This window comes from Nocardioides albus (assembly GCF_014648255.1).
In the GTDB taxonomy this organism is placed as follows: domain Bacteria; phylum Actinomycetota; class Actinomycetes; order Propionibacteriales; family Nocardioidaceae; genus Nocardioides; species Nocardioides albus.
This window is the reverse complement of the sequence record NZ_BMQT01000011.1, coordinates 1-14,322: the sequence shown is the minus strand read 5'-3', so window position 1 is coordinate 14,322 and position 14,322 is coordinate 1. Positions and strand designations below refer to the sequence as shown.

The following is a 14,322-nucleotide window of genomic DNA, read 5'->3' as shown; positions in this document are numbered from 1 at the left end:
GACAATGGGCACTCCTGAGATCCGGCGGGCGACCGCCGACGACCTCGACGATCTCTTCTCGATCTGTCTGCTGACCGGCGCCTCGGGCGAGGACGCCACCGAGTTCTACGACGACCCTCGGCTGCCGGGGAACATCTATGCCGCTCCCTACATCGTGCTGCGCCTCGGGCTCGGCTTCGTCGCCGTCGACTCCGAGGGCGTCGTGGGTTACGTCGTCGGCACCCCGTTCACCCGCGCCTTCGAGAAGGAGTGCGAGGAGGACTGGTGGCCGGCGTTGCGTGTGGTCAACCCCGATCCCGGGCCCGACCACGACCGCACCGACTGGAACGCCCGGCTCCGCTCCTTGATCCACCGGCCGGTGCGGACGCCCGGTGAGCTCTTGAGCGAGTTCCCGGCGCATCTGCACATCAACCTGCTCCCCCGAGCTCAAGGCCAAGGCGTCGGCAAGGAGCTGATCGCGATGATGCTGGGCGCCTTCCACGTGGCGGGCGTACGCGGCGCCCACCTCGGCGTCAGCACCGCCAACGAACGCGCTGTCGGGTTCTACCGACGTGTCGGGTTCAGGACGATCGCCGAGACCGAGGACACGCTGCTCCTCGGAGTCCAGTGGACCGGCGAGATGGAGGAGTGAGCTCGGATGGGACTGTGGGAGGCGCGAGTGGTGCCACACATCGTGGACCGCTCCTGCGGGATGCCGCAGCTCGAGCCGCTGCGTACCCAGGCATGTGACGGGCTCCGCGGCCGGGTCGTCGAGATCGGCTTCGGCAGCGGGAGCAACGTCGGCCTCTATCCCCGTGAGGTGACCGAGGTCGTCGCCGTCGAGCCCTCCGACGTCGCCTGGCGGCTCTCGGCCTCGCGCCGTTCGGGCTCGTCGGTCCCGGTGAGTCGGGTCGGGCTCGACGGCGCCCGGCTCCCGCTAGCGGACGCCTCGGTCGACACCGGGCTGGTCACGTTCTCGCTGTGCACCATCCCCGACGTCGCCAGCGCGCTCGCGGAGCTCCGCCGCGTCCTGCGCCCGGGCGGCACCATCGGTTTCGCCGAGCACGGCCTCTCCCCCGACCCCTCCGTCGCCCGCTGGCAGCATCGCCTCGACGGCCTCCAGCAGCGGCTCTTCGGCGGCTGCCACCTCACCCGCGACATCCCTCGCCTGATCGAGTCGGCTGGAATCACCATCGACGCCCTGGAACAGTCCTACCTCCCCGGGCCGGCGCTCTCGCGGCCGTGGGGGTATCTCTCGGTCGGGCGGGCAGCCAGCTGATCCGCCTCAGCGCTTGCGCGTACGCAGCGCGTGGGCGACGTTGACGCCGACGAGGCCGACCCAGGAGACCACGAGTGCGCCGAGGTTGTCGGTGACACCGAGGGTGATGCTGATCGGGATGCCGGCGACAGCGGAGCCGGCACCCAGGACGAACTGGAAGACCGACGTACGCGACTCGTTGCGCTCGGCGAGGGTGCGGGCGGCTGCGGTGGTCCCGACCCGCTCCTGGACGGTCTTCTCGATCCGGTCGGCGAAGCCGGCCACCAGCTCTGCGTCGAACGCGTCCCCCAGCTCATGGCGGGTCTCCAGACCTGCCTCGATGTCCTTGCGCGCCATCTCGTCTGCCACGTCGTACAACCTTAGAGAGTCAGATGCCCGGACCGGGGTTTCCGTGGTGCATGGTCTGGGTGTGTGACGACTGGCCTCGAGCGCGCTGCACAGCGGCGTCGTTGGCCGGGTCGATCGCCCCGCCCGGCTTGGCGCGAGCGGACAGCATCCAGACCAACGCGGCGAGCGCGACCAGGACGACTACGACCGCCAGTCCGATCATGATCAGCAACCACGACGCCATCAGATTTCCCGTTCCCCCGCGAGCCCATCTCGCGAACGTCTCAAACCTAGCCCGGTGGGATGCCCATGCGCAGCCGAATTGGCCCCAGCCGGCACGCCCGGGACCCGCCTGAGCCGATGAGTTGAGTACGAAGGCTCACGCGCCGCTCCTTCCCGAGCCGCTGCAATGGTCACATGGACACCGACGTACGACCCCTCGCGCCGAGGCGGCTCGCCTGGCTGGACAACGAGACCGCCCGCTGGGTGAGCGAGGGCATTCTCGACGAGGACACCGCAGCGAAGATCAAGGCACAGTACGTCGCCTCACGAGCCGGTTCGCTGACGCGAGTCGTCTCCTACCTCGGTGGCGCATTCGTGGGGATCGGGCTGGTGTGGCTCGTGGCGACCAACCTGGACGCGCTGACCCCGCTGGTGCGCTTCGTCGGGATCGTCGTCATCTGGCTCGCCTTCACCGCTGCCGCGGAGGTTCTCACGCTCCCGCGCTCCCTGCGCGGCGCGTTCCGCGGCGTCGCGGCGATGAGCTTCGGCGGCGTCGTCTTCCAGGCCGCGCAGAGCCTTCAGGTACCGGCGTACGAGGCTTCCCTGGTCGGGGTCTGGGGGCTCGGGGCGCTTGCCTACGCGTACGCGAGCAGCGGCCTGGCTCCGCTGGTCGTCGGCGTCGTGACCACGATGGTCTGGTTCGAGTGGCAGGTGGTGGCGAGCAGCGAGAGCACCTTCGCCGGCGTCTTCGCGGTGCTGGTCGGGGGTGTGGCGGCCTTCGGGATGGCCGCTCTGCACGATCGGCGCCTCGAGGCCTTCGCTCAGGTATGGCGGCTGGCGGGCGGCGTACTCACTCTGGGCGGCCTCTTCGTCGCCGCTGTCCCGCAGATAGGCGACCGCGACCTGACGTGGAGCCCTACCCTCGTGGTGGCGCTCGCGTTCGCGGTGCTCCTCGTCGCAGTTGCGGCAGCTCGTACGGACGGGCTGCCGCGGTGGGAGGTGCTCGCCTCGGCGCTCATCGTGCCGATCGGGCTCGGGCTGGTCGCGTGGGACCCGCAGGTCGACGATCTCGGGTCCGTCTCGGGCGAGGCGTGGCTGTCGGCCTTCGTCAGTATCGCGGTGTACGTCGTCGTGGCCGGTGCAGTCGCTGTCGACGGCTCCCTGCGCGACCACACGCTGCTCGTCGTGCTCGCCACCGGCGCGCTGGTCGTCTTCACGACCATGCAGAGCTTCGCGGTCTTCGCGCCGATCATGTCCGGCGCGACCCTGTTCCTGCTGTTGGGAACGCTCCTGCTCGCCACCGGCCTCGTCTTCGACCGCGCCCGCCGCGGCGTGGCCGCCAACCTCAACGAGGCCCTGTCATGAACGCTCGTACCCGAGTGGCACTCGTCTGCGTCCTCAACCTCGGCCTCGTCGGCGTCTCCGTCGCCGGCCAGCTCTCCGCACGCGTTACCGGCGATGAGATCCTGCTCCGCGTCGAACCGGTCGATCCGATCGACCCGTTTCGCGGCGCCTACGTCGACCTCTCCTACGCCGGCATCAGCGCGCGTACGACCAAGGAGACCGGAGATGCGTACGTCGCCCTGGCGCGACGGGGCGACGCCTGGGAGGCGACCAGCGTCTCCGCCGAGCCGCCCGCCGAGGGACCGTTCCTCAAGTGCCACGACGACGGCTGGCGGCTCACCTGCGGCATCGAGAGCTTCTTCGTCCCGCAGGATCGGGCCCGTGAGCTCGAGGACGATCTCGGCGGCGGCGATGCCGTCGCGGTGGTGAAGGTCGACTCGCGCGGCAACGCGGCGCTCGTCTCGATCCAGACGCACTGACGGCCATCCCTGCACGGGCACCGACGACGTGGAGACCGTCGCCGCCGGCATCCAGCGTCCTCCGCGAGAAGTCCAGGCTGAGGACCTGACGCCTCGCGGGCGATCTCAACCGGGGGCTCCGCTGCAACGGCCACCCGCAGCGAACGGATCGCCTCACGCGACGCCCGATCAGACGACCACGACGAGCTTGCCGCGAGCAGCCCCCTCCTCCATCCGCTGGTGAGCCTCGCGGATCCCGTCGAGGTCGTACGTCGTGTCGATCGGCACCGCTGCGCGACCAGCGGCCACATCGTCGAGGAAACCCTGGAGAACCTCGGCCGGGAGGTCGTCGGCGTCACCGGCGTAGGCGGTGAGCCGAACACCTGTGGGGAGATAGTCGATAGGATAGAACTCCTCGACGGTCCACACGTTCGAGAGCATCCCGGTGAAGCAGACCGTGCCGTGGATGCGGGTGGACCGTAGCGTGTCGGGAAGCGTCGGCGTACCGATCAGCTCGATCGCGCCGTCGACCCCTTCAGGAAGCAGCCGCCGCACCTGGGACGCGACGTCGCCGTCGTCGACGAGCACGTCATCGACCCCGATCGCCTCGAGCGCTTCGGCCTTGGCCGCGCTCCGGGTCGTGGCGAGAACGCGAAGATCCTTCCGCTTGGCGAGCACCGCCGCCGCCATTCCGACCGACGAGGTGCCGCCTCGGATGAGAAGGCTCTGGCCAGGCTCGATGCCGACTCCGACGGTCAGGGAGCCGTACGCCGTCTGCAGCATCTCCGGCACGGCCCCCAGCGTCGCCCAGTCGAGGTCGGAGCGGAACGGGATGACCTGTGCCGCGGGGACGCAGGTGTACTCGGCGTAGCCGCCGTCGAACGTACGCCCCATGCCACCCATCATCGTCATCACCTGCTGCCCGGGCTCGAACTCAGCGCCCGGCGCAAGATCCACGACGCCGGTGGCTTCGATGCCCAGCACACGCGGGTACGTCACCGAGTCCCCGGCCAAGCCCAGTCGGGTGTGCAGCTCCGAGCGGTTGAGCCCGAACGCCTTGACCCGGATCCGCACCCAGCCCGGTTCGGGCTCCGGAAGAGGCAGGTCCCGGACCTGCAGGGCCTCCACCGGTCCGGGCGCCTCCAGCACGACAGCTCGCATGGTCTCGCTCGAGTTCACGAGTCGATCTCCTCTCTGATCCAGGCCCTCTCGGCGGCACTGGTGGCACGGGCGGTCAGCAATAGTCCGCGTCGGTAGGGATCGGCGACCTCTTCGGCCCGAACCGGGCGGTCGCCGTCGTAGAAGAGGCTCGCCGGCGTCTCCAAGAACTCCAGTCGTCGGCGCAGGACCGCGTGCTGGTCGGAACGGCGCGGCAGCATCGACAGGAAGGTGAGCAGGACGACGAACCGGCTCGCGTCGGTGATGTCGTGGCCCTCGGCGGTGCGGATCGATTCGAGCAGATGCGCACGCCCTGCGTCGGTGAGGGTGAGTGTGTGTCGACCCGCCCGGCCACGCCCCGGCTCAGACTCCTTGGCCACGTAGCCGTTGCGTTCGAGCCGATCGGTCGCCGGATAGAGCGTGCCATCGCTGATTCGGCGGGTGTGGCCATACAGCTGCTCGATCTTCCGGCGCAGCTCGTAGCCGTGCTGGGGTCCGTCGGCCAAGAAGCCGAGGACCATGACGTCGATGATGCTCACACCGCAGAACTATACCTCGATTCGAGATATTACCCTCCCTGAATACTTCGAGGGGGCTTGGTGTTCGAGGCCTGACGCGGCGGAGCGATCGACGTGACATCGCCGCGGCCAGACAGCGGGTCGGTCGACGGCTTCGTTCGGGGATGCTCGGGTATGTGCGCCTTGCAAGGCACACATGGGACGCTGAATGCCGCGAGCCTCGACCGCGGTCACACGGAACGCGCAACGGCGCCGAGGCCCCAGGCATTGCGAAACTCGTCGATCAGCTCGATCGCCAGGTCGGGATGCACCGCCATCGACTGGCGGGCTCGCCCAAGAGTCGGCAGCAGTTCCTCGTACTCCTTCGTCTCCTTCTCGAGAGCATCGACGTCAAGCACTTCCAGGACGCTCCCGCAATAGCACAGGTAGCTCGCGACCTGGTTGGCGAATATGCCGCCATCCTGGATCTGGCGTATCACCGCTGCATGGTCGAGCAGCTCCCCCGCCGAGATCGGCCGCTCGTCCTTCCTGACCCGCCGAATCTCACGGATCACATGCAGGATGGCCGAATCAGACATGGTGTTCGACGCCGCCCCGGTGGCGTCGTAGTCCTGCAGCCTTCCGCCGCACGTTCGTTCGAAGGCTGACAGGCGCTGTGCCATGTCCCGCGCGACGAGCCTGTGGGCGACGGTGCGGAGGCGTGCGCCTGGGTTCTCCCTCGCAACGGCATTGAGGTGCGAACCGACTCGCGCAACATCGCGCGGCAGGCCTCCAGACACGAGGTAGACGAGCCAGACGAACGGTCTGCTGACCCATTCCAGCCCCATCCGCTCGAGAATCCTGCGGGTGTCGGAGATCGAGAGATAGTCGATCCGAAAGACATGCTTGAACGCGCTGTCGAACGCGTCTCGCATCGGCAGCCCCCGAAGCTCGAAGCTGTTCAGCGCGTCCTCGGACACCGACACGATCACCTGCGTGCCACGGGCACCGAAGAGGCCCTTGAGCTCGTTGACGAAGAGCTGGGCGTCCTCGACGTTGTCGAGCTTGTCCAGCTCGTCGATCGTGATCACCACCCCAGGCTCCACGGGTGGACTCCGGTAGACCTGGCCACCTACCCAGGTTTTTTCTTCGGTGTCGTCGATGCGTGCGAGCAGTTGGCTCAGCACGGCCGCTACCACTGGCCTCAGCCCCGGTTCGGTCTCTACCAGGTGGTGAACAGCGCGCTGGTCCGAGTCATAGACCTCCGCCAGGAATCTCCTCAGCTCACCGACGAGTTCTGGGGCCGTCCACTCCCGCGCCGCCCGCTGCACCGAATGGCTGGCGACGAGCTTGAGCCCCGCGACGCCGACCTCACCGTTCACCCCTGCCGAGGCGGTCTGGATCGTACGGATGGTCTCGAGGTGGCGTTTGGCCGTTCTCACCAGGTCCGGAACATCTCGCCGCGTCACCAGGGCCCACCGCAGCGACCTCACCGTCACGACGGTGAGACAGAGCAGTGCGACCACGGCCAGGGCAGGGACCGGCTGCACCACGCCGCCCAGCGAGAACGAGGTGTTCAACGGTTGCCACATCCACTGCCAGGCAGCCCCGAGGTAGGCGGCCATCGCCCGAAACGGTTCGCTCAGCGCTCCGCCGGATCCGATGCTCAACGTGACAGCGAGCGTATAGGCGAAGACTCCAAGAGCGGCGTACGAAACGACGCGCCGGGCCGGGAAGGCGATGCGGATCCTCGGGAAGTGCTCTCTGAACTCCGGGTGGCGATAGTCGACCACGGCACGGCAGACCTCCGCGAAGAGGTGGAGCAGGAAAGCTTGGGTCTCGTACTTCACCGGTGCGCTGACGTTCACCCGGACCCGATCCGACTTCAGGGGAAGCGAAGGGTCGGGCCGGTTCTCCAGGAGGGTCGACTTTCCACAGCCACGCGGTCCGGCCAAGCCGATCGTGGCGTTCGGGTGGTCGTCGCAGAACTCTCGGAACGCACGGACGGCCTTCAGACTAGCCACTCCGTCGGGTTCGGTCATCGGAAAGACGCCCCAGGGTCCCGGCGACAGCTCCAGCCTGTCACCGTCGTCATACCATTCGCTGACCAGGTCGTACAGCTCGTCCTGGACCCGCAGCCGAAGGCGGCTCACCCAGGCGTTGTACCTCTGATTGAGCTTCCGAATATCCTCAGTCGCCTCCAGCGTCACCTCGTGCGACAGGTCGTGGCCGGGCGACCGATCACCGGCCAGCGGATCCTCGTGGAAGCGCGCCACAAAGTCGAGGTGCACGGTGACGTACGCATCGATCTCCGACCCGGTCGCAGCGATCATCCTGGCCGCGTTGTCTGCCATCCGGTGCTGAACCCACTCACGTGGCAGCTTCTCCGCGATCGGAATGGCCCACCGGGCCTCATCAGTGACGGATTCGAGCTCCCGTCGGATCATCCTGTCAACGACCTGCTGACGTCGCTCGGCTTCCGTGGCCCGATCTGTCACGACCGGAGACTCTATCGACCGACGCTCGTGGTTCGCGGTCGATCACGTCAGGAACGAGAGGCGGCTACAGCTACAGGACGTGTCATGAACTCGTTGGCTAGCGACTGAGCTGCTTGATCAACTCCGCCGGCGTACCTTCCAGCTTGTCATCGATCGGGTTCTCGCCTTCAATCGACATCTCCAACCGGCTGACGCCGACTCGCTCCGCGTCCTGTGCGACGGTGAGGAGGTCGGCTTCAGTCTTGACGGTCAGCACCAGCCACGTGTCGGTCCCGCCGCCGACGTAGGTGACGCTCGCGATCGGCGAGTCCTTCAGCCCCTCGAGCACCGCAACCTCGCCCTCGACCTCCTCGACCGTGCCCATCACCAGGAGGATTCCCTCAGACGGCACGTCGGTGACCGACACGAAGAGGTCGTTCGGGTTCACCAGCTTCGCCTGCACTGCGAGAGCCGACCTGTTGGCATCGACCGTGTCTGCCAAAGGAACTTGGAAGTAAAGTCCGATCCTGTTCGGCTTCTCATTGATGCCGCCGACCTGCACCGACGCGCCGTCGTAGGCACTCCAGTCCGGCAGGCTTTCGAGGTCCGTCACGATGCTGCCGATCAGGCTCGCGTCGAGCTTGTCCATCTCGACCAGGACGTGAAATCCTCCCGGTGCCTCGACCGAGAGCGTGCCGTAGCGAGTCGCATGGTCACCCAGCGCCTTCAGCACGGTGATGGTGACCCCCATCGGGTCCTCAACGCCATTCAGCGACACCCGGAACGAGTCATCGATCCCTCCCGAACCAAACGGCTTGATCTCCTCAGAGGTGTATCGATCAAGGCCCAGACCCGCCAGCTCGACGAACGCGGCAACGGCCTCGTTGGGCAGTTCCTGCTGCGCCGCATCAGAGCCCACGACCACGCCGTTGCTCGTCAGATCCCACCCGTCCAGCATGGTCGCGAGACCACCGTCGTCCTCCCACTCGGCGATCCGATCGGCGACGGGCTTCAGGTCGCTCTCCTTGACCTCAGCGAACTCCACCCGCCGGTCATCGACATCAACCGCCTCGACTCCGGCCATCTTCAGGAGGTCTTCTTCCAGAGCAGCGTCCCGGTCAAACGGGCCGCATCCCGACAGGCCCAACACCAAGCCTGCGACCCCAACCCCGAGCATGAATCTCATCCGTGTCCCCGTCCGAGTACGTTGTCGGATCACGTCTGGCGTGTCCACGCAAACAGTGCCACGCCACCGACTCCGCGAAGGCCACCACGCGCCCTCACCGTTACGGCAACCGGCGACGACGATCCGGCGGAGGCTCGGCGGCGTCGCGGAACGCCACGACACCGGCGACGCATCGGCCCGCCACCTTTTTCCAGGTGACGGGCCGATGCGAGGCGTACAAGAGCTCTTACAAGTACTGACCCGTGTTGGAGACCTGCTCGATGGAACGACCGGGCTCGGTGCCCTGCTTGCCGGTGATGAGCGTGCGGATGAAGACGATCCGCTCGCCCTTCTTGCCGGAGATGCGGGCCCAGTCGTCGGGGTTGGTGGTGTTGGGGAGGTCCTCGTTCTCCTTGAACTCGTCCACGCAGGCCTGGAGCAGGTGCTGCACCCGCAGGCCCTTCTGAGCGGAGTCCTCGCCGGAGTCCAGGAAGGACTTGATGGCCATCTTCTTGGCCCGGTCGACGATGTTCTGGATCATCGCGCCGGAGTTGAAGTCCTTGAAGTAGAGGACCTCCTTGTCACCGTTGGCGTAGGTGACCTCCAGGAAGCGGTTCTCCTCGGTCTCGGTGTACATCCGCTCCACGGTGGTGCGGATGAGCTCGTCGATGGTGGCCTGCTTGTCGCCGTTGAACTCCGCCACGTCGGTCGAGTGCAGCGGCAGGGAGGGCACCAGGTACTTCGAGAAGATGTCTCGAGCCCCCTCGGCATCGGGGCGCTCGATCTTGATCTTCACGTCCAGACGGCCCGGGCGCAGGATCGCCGGGTCGATCATGTCCTCACGGTTGGAGGCGCCGATGACGAGCACGTTCTCGAGCGCCTCGACACCGTCGATCTCGGAGAGGAGCTGCGGGACGATGGTGTTCTCCACGTCGGAGGAGACACCGGTGCCACGCGTCCGGAACAGCGAGTCCATCTCGTCGAAGAAGACGATCACCGGGGTGCCGGCCGCGGCCTTCTCGCGGGCACGCTGGAAGACCAGGCGGATGTGACGCTCGGTCTCGCCGACGTACTTGTTGAGAAGCTCGGGGCCCTTGATGTTGAGGAAGTAGGACTTGCCGTCCGCCCCGGTCTTCGCGGCGACCTTCTTCGCCAGCGAGTTGGCGACCGCCTTCGCGATCAGGGTCTTGCCACAACCTGGAGGACCGTAGAGCAGCACGCCCTTGGGCGGCTTGAGCTGGTGCTCGATGAAGAGGTCCGGGTAGAGATAGGGCAGCTCGACCGCGTCCTGGATCTGCTCGATCTGGCCGCCGAGGCCACCGATCGACTCGTAGGAGATGTCGGGCACCTCCTCGAGGACGAGCTCTTCGACCTCGGACTTGGGCACCTTCTCGTACACATATCCCGAGCGTGGTTCGAGAAGCAGCGAGTCGCCCGCACGGATGGGGTCCTTGAGGAGCGGCTCCGCCAGTCGTACGACCCGCTCCTCGTCGGCGTTGGCGATCACCAGGGCGCGCTCGCCGTCGGCGAGCAGCTCCTTGAACATCACCACCTCGCCGACCTTCTCGAACTCCATCGCCTCGACGACGTTGAGCGCCTCGTTGAGCATGACCTCCTGGCCATAGCGCAGCTCGTCGAGGTCGACGTTGGGCGACGCGGTCACCCGGAGCTTGCGCCCGCCGGTGAAGACGTCGATCGAGTCGTCCTCGTTGCGCTCGATGAAGGTGCCGAAGCCTGCCGGCGGCTGCGCCAGCCGGTCGACCTCCTCCTTGAGCTTGATGATCTGGTCTCGGGCATCCCGAAGCGTCACGGTGAGTCGCTCGTTCTGCGACGTCACGGCGGCCAGGGAGCGCTGCGCGTCTGCGAGCCGCGCCTCCAGGCCACGCGAAGATCCGGGCATCTCGGTCAGCCTGTGCCGCAGGTCGGTCACCTCAGCCTCGAGGAAACGGACATGACTCTCGAGCTCCTCGGGGCTGCGCCCCTCGGACTGGAATCCATCGGATGTCGACATCAGCACACCTCCTCTACTGCTTCGACCCTACAAGGGTGAGGGGTAGGAGCGGAGAAGGATTTACCGGTGTTGGACACTATTCGTCGACTTCGGGCGAGTTCGTGTCAACCCGTGGCACGTCGGACGATGCGCGCCGCCGCGGAGCAGACTCAGTCCAGCTCGCCGGCGTCGTCAGGAAGCACCTCGGCGACAGGCTCCGGAGCAGGCATGTCCGCCGGGCGCGGGCCCGTGTAGTCAGGTCCGTACGCCCCGGGGGCAGGTCGCCGCGTCTTGCGAGGCGCACGCTCGCCGGGCGCGAGCTTCCTGGCCGTCACCAGGAACGCGGTGTGGCCGATCATCTTGTGGCCCGGCCGAACCGCGAGGCCCTCGACGTGCCAGTCGCGCACCAGCGACTCCCACGCCTGCGGCTCGGTGAAGCCGCCATGGGCACGGACCGTCTCGACGAAGCGGGACAGCTGGGTGGTGGTCGCGACGTAGGCGCAGACCATGCCGCCGGGGTAGAGCGCCTCGGCGGCCGCGTCGATGCACTCCCACGGAGCGAGCATGTCGAGGATCAGCCGATCGCAGCGGATCTGCTGGCGTGGGAGCTCCTCCTGGAGGTCGCCGAGGTTGAGCGACCAGTTGGGGTGCGTCTCCCCTGCCGGCGTGCCGAAGAACTGGTCGACGTTCTTGCGGGCGACCTCGGCGAACTCCTCGCGACGCTCGAAGGAGGTGACCTTGCCGAACGGGCCCACCGCACGCAGGAGCGAGCAGGTCAGGGCACCGGAGCCGACCCCGGCCTCCACCACGGAGGCGCCGGGGAAGATGTCGGCCATGGCGACGATCTGGGCGGCGTCCTTGGGGTAGACCACGGCGGCGCCACGCGGCATCGAGACGACGAACTCGCTCAGCAGCGGACGGAAGACCAGATACTCACCACCGGTGGACGCGGTGACCGTGAAGCCCTCTTCACGACCGATCAGCACGTCGTGGTCGATGTGGCCCTTGTTGGAGAAGAAGCGCTTGCCGGCGACGAGCTCGAAGTTGTGGCGGCGACCCTTGGTGTCGGTCAGCCGCACCCACTCGCCCTCACGAAGCGGACCGCGGTGCACGCCCGCTCGGGCCTCGACCGGAATGTCTGGGATATCAGCGCTCGACACCCGCCGAGGTTACCCGTTTCCCGGGTCAACCCGGCAAACCGCGGCGCGGTCCGGCTCAGGCCCCCGCGCGGAACGCGGCGTCGACGTCGGAGGTGACGAGTACGCCATAGATCGAGCCGTCGGGCTCGACCAGGAGGTATTCGGGAGCCGGGGTCTTGGAGATCGCCTGGATGAGCGCCTCGCCGTCGATGTCGGCAGGGAGGGTGAGGCCGTCCTCGAGGCGCCGGGTGACGGTCGAGGTGGCCATCCACGGGCGGCGGTCCTCCGGCGTCGCCAGCAGCGCGCCCTCGTGCACGAGACCGATCGGCTCACCGCCGGTGGTCACGGTGACGATGCTGCCGGCCTCTGCCTCGTGGGCTCGGCGGACAGCCTCGGCCAGCGGGAGGTCGGCCGGCACGGCGAGCGTGCGCCGAGCGAGGTCGCGGGCGACCAGGCGCGGGAGCCGGAGGCGTACCTTCGCCGACATGATGGCCGCGGAGGCGCCGCTCCAGAGGAAGACGCCGAAGATGACGGCTACGACGTAGCTCGTCAGGCGCGGCTCGGTGCCGAGGATCCGGCCCTGGATGAAAGGCCACAGCAGGACGACGAACGAGAGCACCCGCCCGGCCCAGCCGGCGACGATGCTGCCGCGGTTGATGTTGCCGGTCGCGCTCCATACGCCCGCCTTGAGCAGCCGGCCGCCGTCGAGGGGCAGGCCGGGGACGAGGTTGAGCACGCCCACCAGGAGATTGGTGACCCACAGCCCCGTGACGAACAACCCGATCAGACCGTCGGGAGTGAGGAAGGAGACGCCGAAGGCGGCCGCGGCGACGGCGAGCGAGGCCAACGGCCCCACGACGGCGATCCAGAACTCGTGGGCGGGCTTCTTCGCCTCGCTCTCCACCGCGGTCGCGCCACCCAGGAAGTGGAGCATGATGGCGCCGACGGGGTAGCCCAGGCGCCGGGCGACGACCGCATGCGCCGCCTCGTGCAGCAGCACGGCGCCGTAGAGGACGATCGCGAACGCGAAGCCTGCCACGTACGCCAACCAGCCGAGACCGGGCTCCGCGGCATCGATCTGGGGCGCCATGACCCAGGCGATCAGCGCCGCGATGAGGAACCAGGACGGTGTCACCAGGACATCGCTGCCGGCGATGGAGCCGACCTTGATCGTGCCCGGGGCGCGGGACGTGGGCGCCTCTTCGACGGGCTTGTCGCCGTCGGGGCGTGGGTCGGGGTCTGCCACGTTCTGAGCGTACTTGAGAAGTGGTGGTGCGCCGCTTCCACCCTCGTCTCGGATGAGTGTCGGTGCCGACGAATAGGGTCGACCCCATGAGCCCCTCACCAGCAGACGCACGGTCGACCCCGGTCGACGGCGTCAACGTGCTGGGGTCGCTCTCACCGAGCCGTGCTAGCGACTTCACCTCGTGCCCGTTGCTCTACCGGTTCCGCACGATCGACCAGCTGCCCGAGCCGCCCTCGGAGGCGGCCGCGCGCGGGACCGTGGTGCACAAGGTGCTCGAGGACCTCTTCGATCTGCCCGCCCCCGAGCGCACGCCCCGGCAGGCGAGGTCGATGGTGGAGCAGGCGTGGGAGGACGTACGCAGCCTCGACCCGGCGCTCGCGACGCTGTTCACCTCGGAGGCCGAGGGCGCGGAGGAGGGCTGGCTGGAGTCGTGTCGGCAGGTGCTGCGGCGCTACTTCGACCTGGAGGACCCGCGGCGGCTGGAGCCCGCTGAGCGGGAGCACTATGTCGAGGCACTGCTCGACTCCAAGCTGCTGCTGCGCGGCTTCATCGACCGTGTCGACGTGGCCGCCGACGGCCGGATCCGCGTGGTCGACTACAAGTCCGGAAGGGTGCCCAGTGAGGCGTACGAGGCGAAAGCGCTGTTCCAGCTCAAGTTCTACGCCCTGGTGATCTGGCGCACCCGAGGCGTCGTGCCGGCGATGCTCCAGCTGATCTACCTCGGCAGCGGCGACATCCTGCGCTACGTGCCGGACGAGGCCGACCTGCTGGCGACCGAGCGCAAGGCCGAGGCGATCTGGCGAGCCATCCGCCTCGCCCAGGAGACCGGCGAGTGGCTGCCGAACCCGGGCAAGCTGTGCGGCTGGTGTGCCCACAAGTCCCTGTGCCCCTCTTTCGGCGGCACTCCTCCCCCGCTGCCGGCGATCCCGGGCCCCGTCACCGCGGGCGACGATGTCGACCTGGACTAGCGCCTAGGTGTACTCGGCCATCACGTTGGTGACAGTCGGCTGATCGGCGGGAGTCCTCCGAGTGCGCTGTGGC

General features: G+C 67.8%; 14 protein-coding genes. 5 read left to right on the top strand and 9 right to left on the bottom strand.

Annotated elements, in window-relative coordinates; translation table 11 throughout:
• The first annotated feature begins 4 nt into the window (after nt 1-4).
• Both IEY84_RS21475 and IEY84_RS21470 read left to right on the top strand, forming a co-directional pair.
• The gene (locus tag IEY84_RS21475; protein ID WP_183549486.1) at nt 5-631 is read left to right on the top strand and encodes a GNAT family N-acetyltransferase; all 627 of its coding nucleotides are present in this window, start codon (nt 5-7) and stop codon (nt 629-631) included.
• 6 nt (nt 632-637) lie between these two features.
• Nucleotides 638-1,258 (top strand): class I SAM-dependent methyltransferase, encoded by a 621-nt coding sequence (locus IEY84_RS21470; RefSeq protein ID WP_183549489.1) that lies wholly within the window; start codon nt 638-640, stop codon nt 1,256-1,258.
• A 6-nt stretch (nt 1,259-1,264) separates the two neighbouring features.
• On the opposite strand, the gene IEY84_RS21465 is transcribed toward IEY84_RS21470, so the two are convergent.
• Nucleotides 1,265-1,606, bottom strand: coding sequence for a hypothetical protein (locus tag IEY84_RS21465; RefSeq protein ID WP_183549492.1), 342 nt, complete (start codon nt 1,604-1,606; stop codon nt 1,265-1,267).
• A 19-nt stretch (nt 1,607-1,625) separates the two neighbouring features.
• Nucleotides 1,626-1,829, bottom strand: coding sequence for a hypothetical protein (locus IEY84_RS21460; protein WP_183549495.1), 204 nt, complete (start codon nt 1,827-1,829; stop codon nt 1,626-1,628).
• 173 nt (nt 1,830-2,002) lie between these two features.
• Between IEY84_RS21460 and IEY84_RS21455 the strand changes: the two genes are divergently transcribed.
• Together IEY84_RS21455 and IEY84_RS21450 are read left to right on the top strand one after the other, a co-directional pair.
• Entirely contained in the window at nt 2,003-3,172 is a 1,170-nt protein-coding gene (locus IEY84_RS21455; RefSeq protein WP_183549498.1) for a DUF2157 domain-containing protein, read from the top strand.
• The gene (locus IEY84_RS21450) at nt 3,169-3,630 is read left to right on the top strand and encodes a GDYXXLXY domain-containing protein (RefSeq protein ID WP_183549501.1); all 462 of its coding nucleotides are present in this window, start codon (nt 3,169-3,171) and stop codon (nt 3,628-3,630) included. The genes IEY84_RS21455 and IEY84_RS21450 overlap by 4 nt, the downstream gene beginning before the upstream one ends.
• A 168-nt stretch (nt 3,631-3,798) precedes the next feature.
• Here IEY84_RS21450 and IEY84_RS21445 read toward each other — a convergent pair whose 3' ends face one another.
• The 7 genes from IEY84_RS21445 to IEY84_RS21415 all read right to left on the bottom strand — a co-directional run bounded on the left by IEY84_RS21445 (nt 3,799) and on the right by IEY84_RS21415 (nt 13,281).
• Entirely contained in the window at nt 3,799-4,788 is a 990-nt protein-coding gene (locus IEY84_RS21445) for a zinc-binding dehydrogenase (protein WP_221209149.1), read from the bottom strand.
• Complete coding sequence (locus tag IEY84_RS21440; protein WP_221209150.1) at nt 4,785-5,306, bottom strand: PadR family transcriptional regulator; 522 nt, start codon at nt 5,304-5,306, stop codon at nt 4,785-4,787. The genes IEY84_RS21445 and IEY84_RS21440 overlap by 4 nt, the downstream gene beginning before the upstream one ends.
• Nucleotides 5,307-5,515: 209 nt before the next feature.
• Nucleotides 5,516-7,474, bottom strand: coding sequence for a hypothetical protein (locus tag IEY84_RS21435; protein WP_183549504.1), 1,959 nt, complete (start codon nt 7,472-7,474; stop codon nt 5,516-5,518).
• Between the two features lie 385 nt (nt 7,475-7,859).
• Entirely contained in the window at nt 7,860-8,927 is a 1,068-nt protein-coding gene (locus tag IEY84_RS21430; RefSeq protein ID WP_183549507.1) for a hypothetical protein, read from the bottom strand.
• A gap of 226 nt (nt 8,928-9,153) precedes the next feature.
• Nucleotides 9,154-10,917 carry a proteasome ATPase gene (gene arc, locus IEY84_RS21425; protein WP_183549509.1) on the bottom strand — a complete coding sequence of 588 codons (1,764 nt, stop codon included), beginning with the start codon at nt 10,915-10,917 and terminating at the stop codon, nt 9,154-9,156.
• A gap of 149 nt (nt 10,918-11,066) precedes the next feature.
• Nucleotides 11,067-12,056, bottom strand: coding sequence for a tRNA (adenine-N1)-methyltransferase (locus IEY84_RS21420; RefSeq protein WP_308424460.1), 990 nt, complete (start codon nt 12,054-12,056; stop codon nt 11,067-11,069).
• Nucleotides 12,057-12,111: 55 nt separating this feature from the next.
• Nucleotides 12,112-13,281, bottom strand: a complete 1,170-nt coding sequence (locus IEY84_RS21415; RefSeq protein ID WP_183549511.1) for a site-2 protease family protein — start codon at nt 13,279-13,281, stop codon at nt 12,112-12,114.
• 86 nt (nt 13,282-13,367) lie between these two features.
• Here IEY84_RS21415 and IEY84_RS21410 point away from each other — a divergent pair, with 86 nt between their 5' ends.
• Nucleotides 13,368-14,249, top strand: coding sequence for a RecB family exonuclease (locus IEY84_RS21410; RefSeq protein WP_183549514.1), 882 nt, complete (start codon nt 13,368-13,370; stop codon nt 14,247-14,249).
• Nucleotides 14,250-14,322 lie beyond the last annotated feature (73 nt).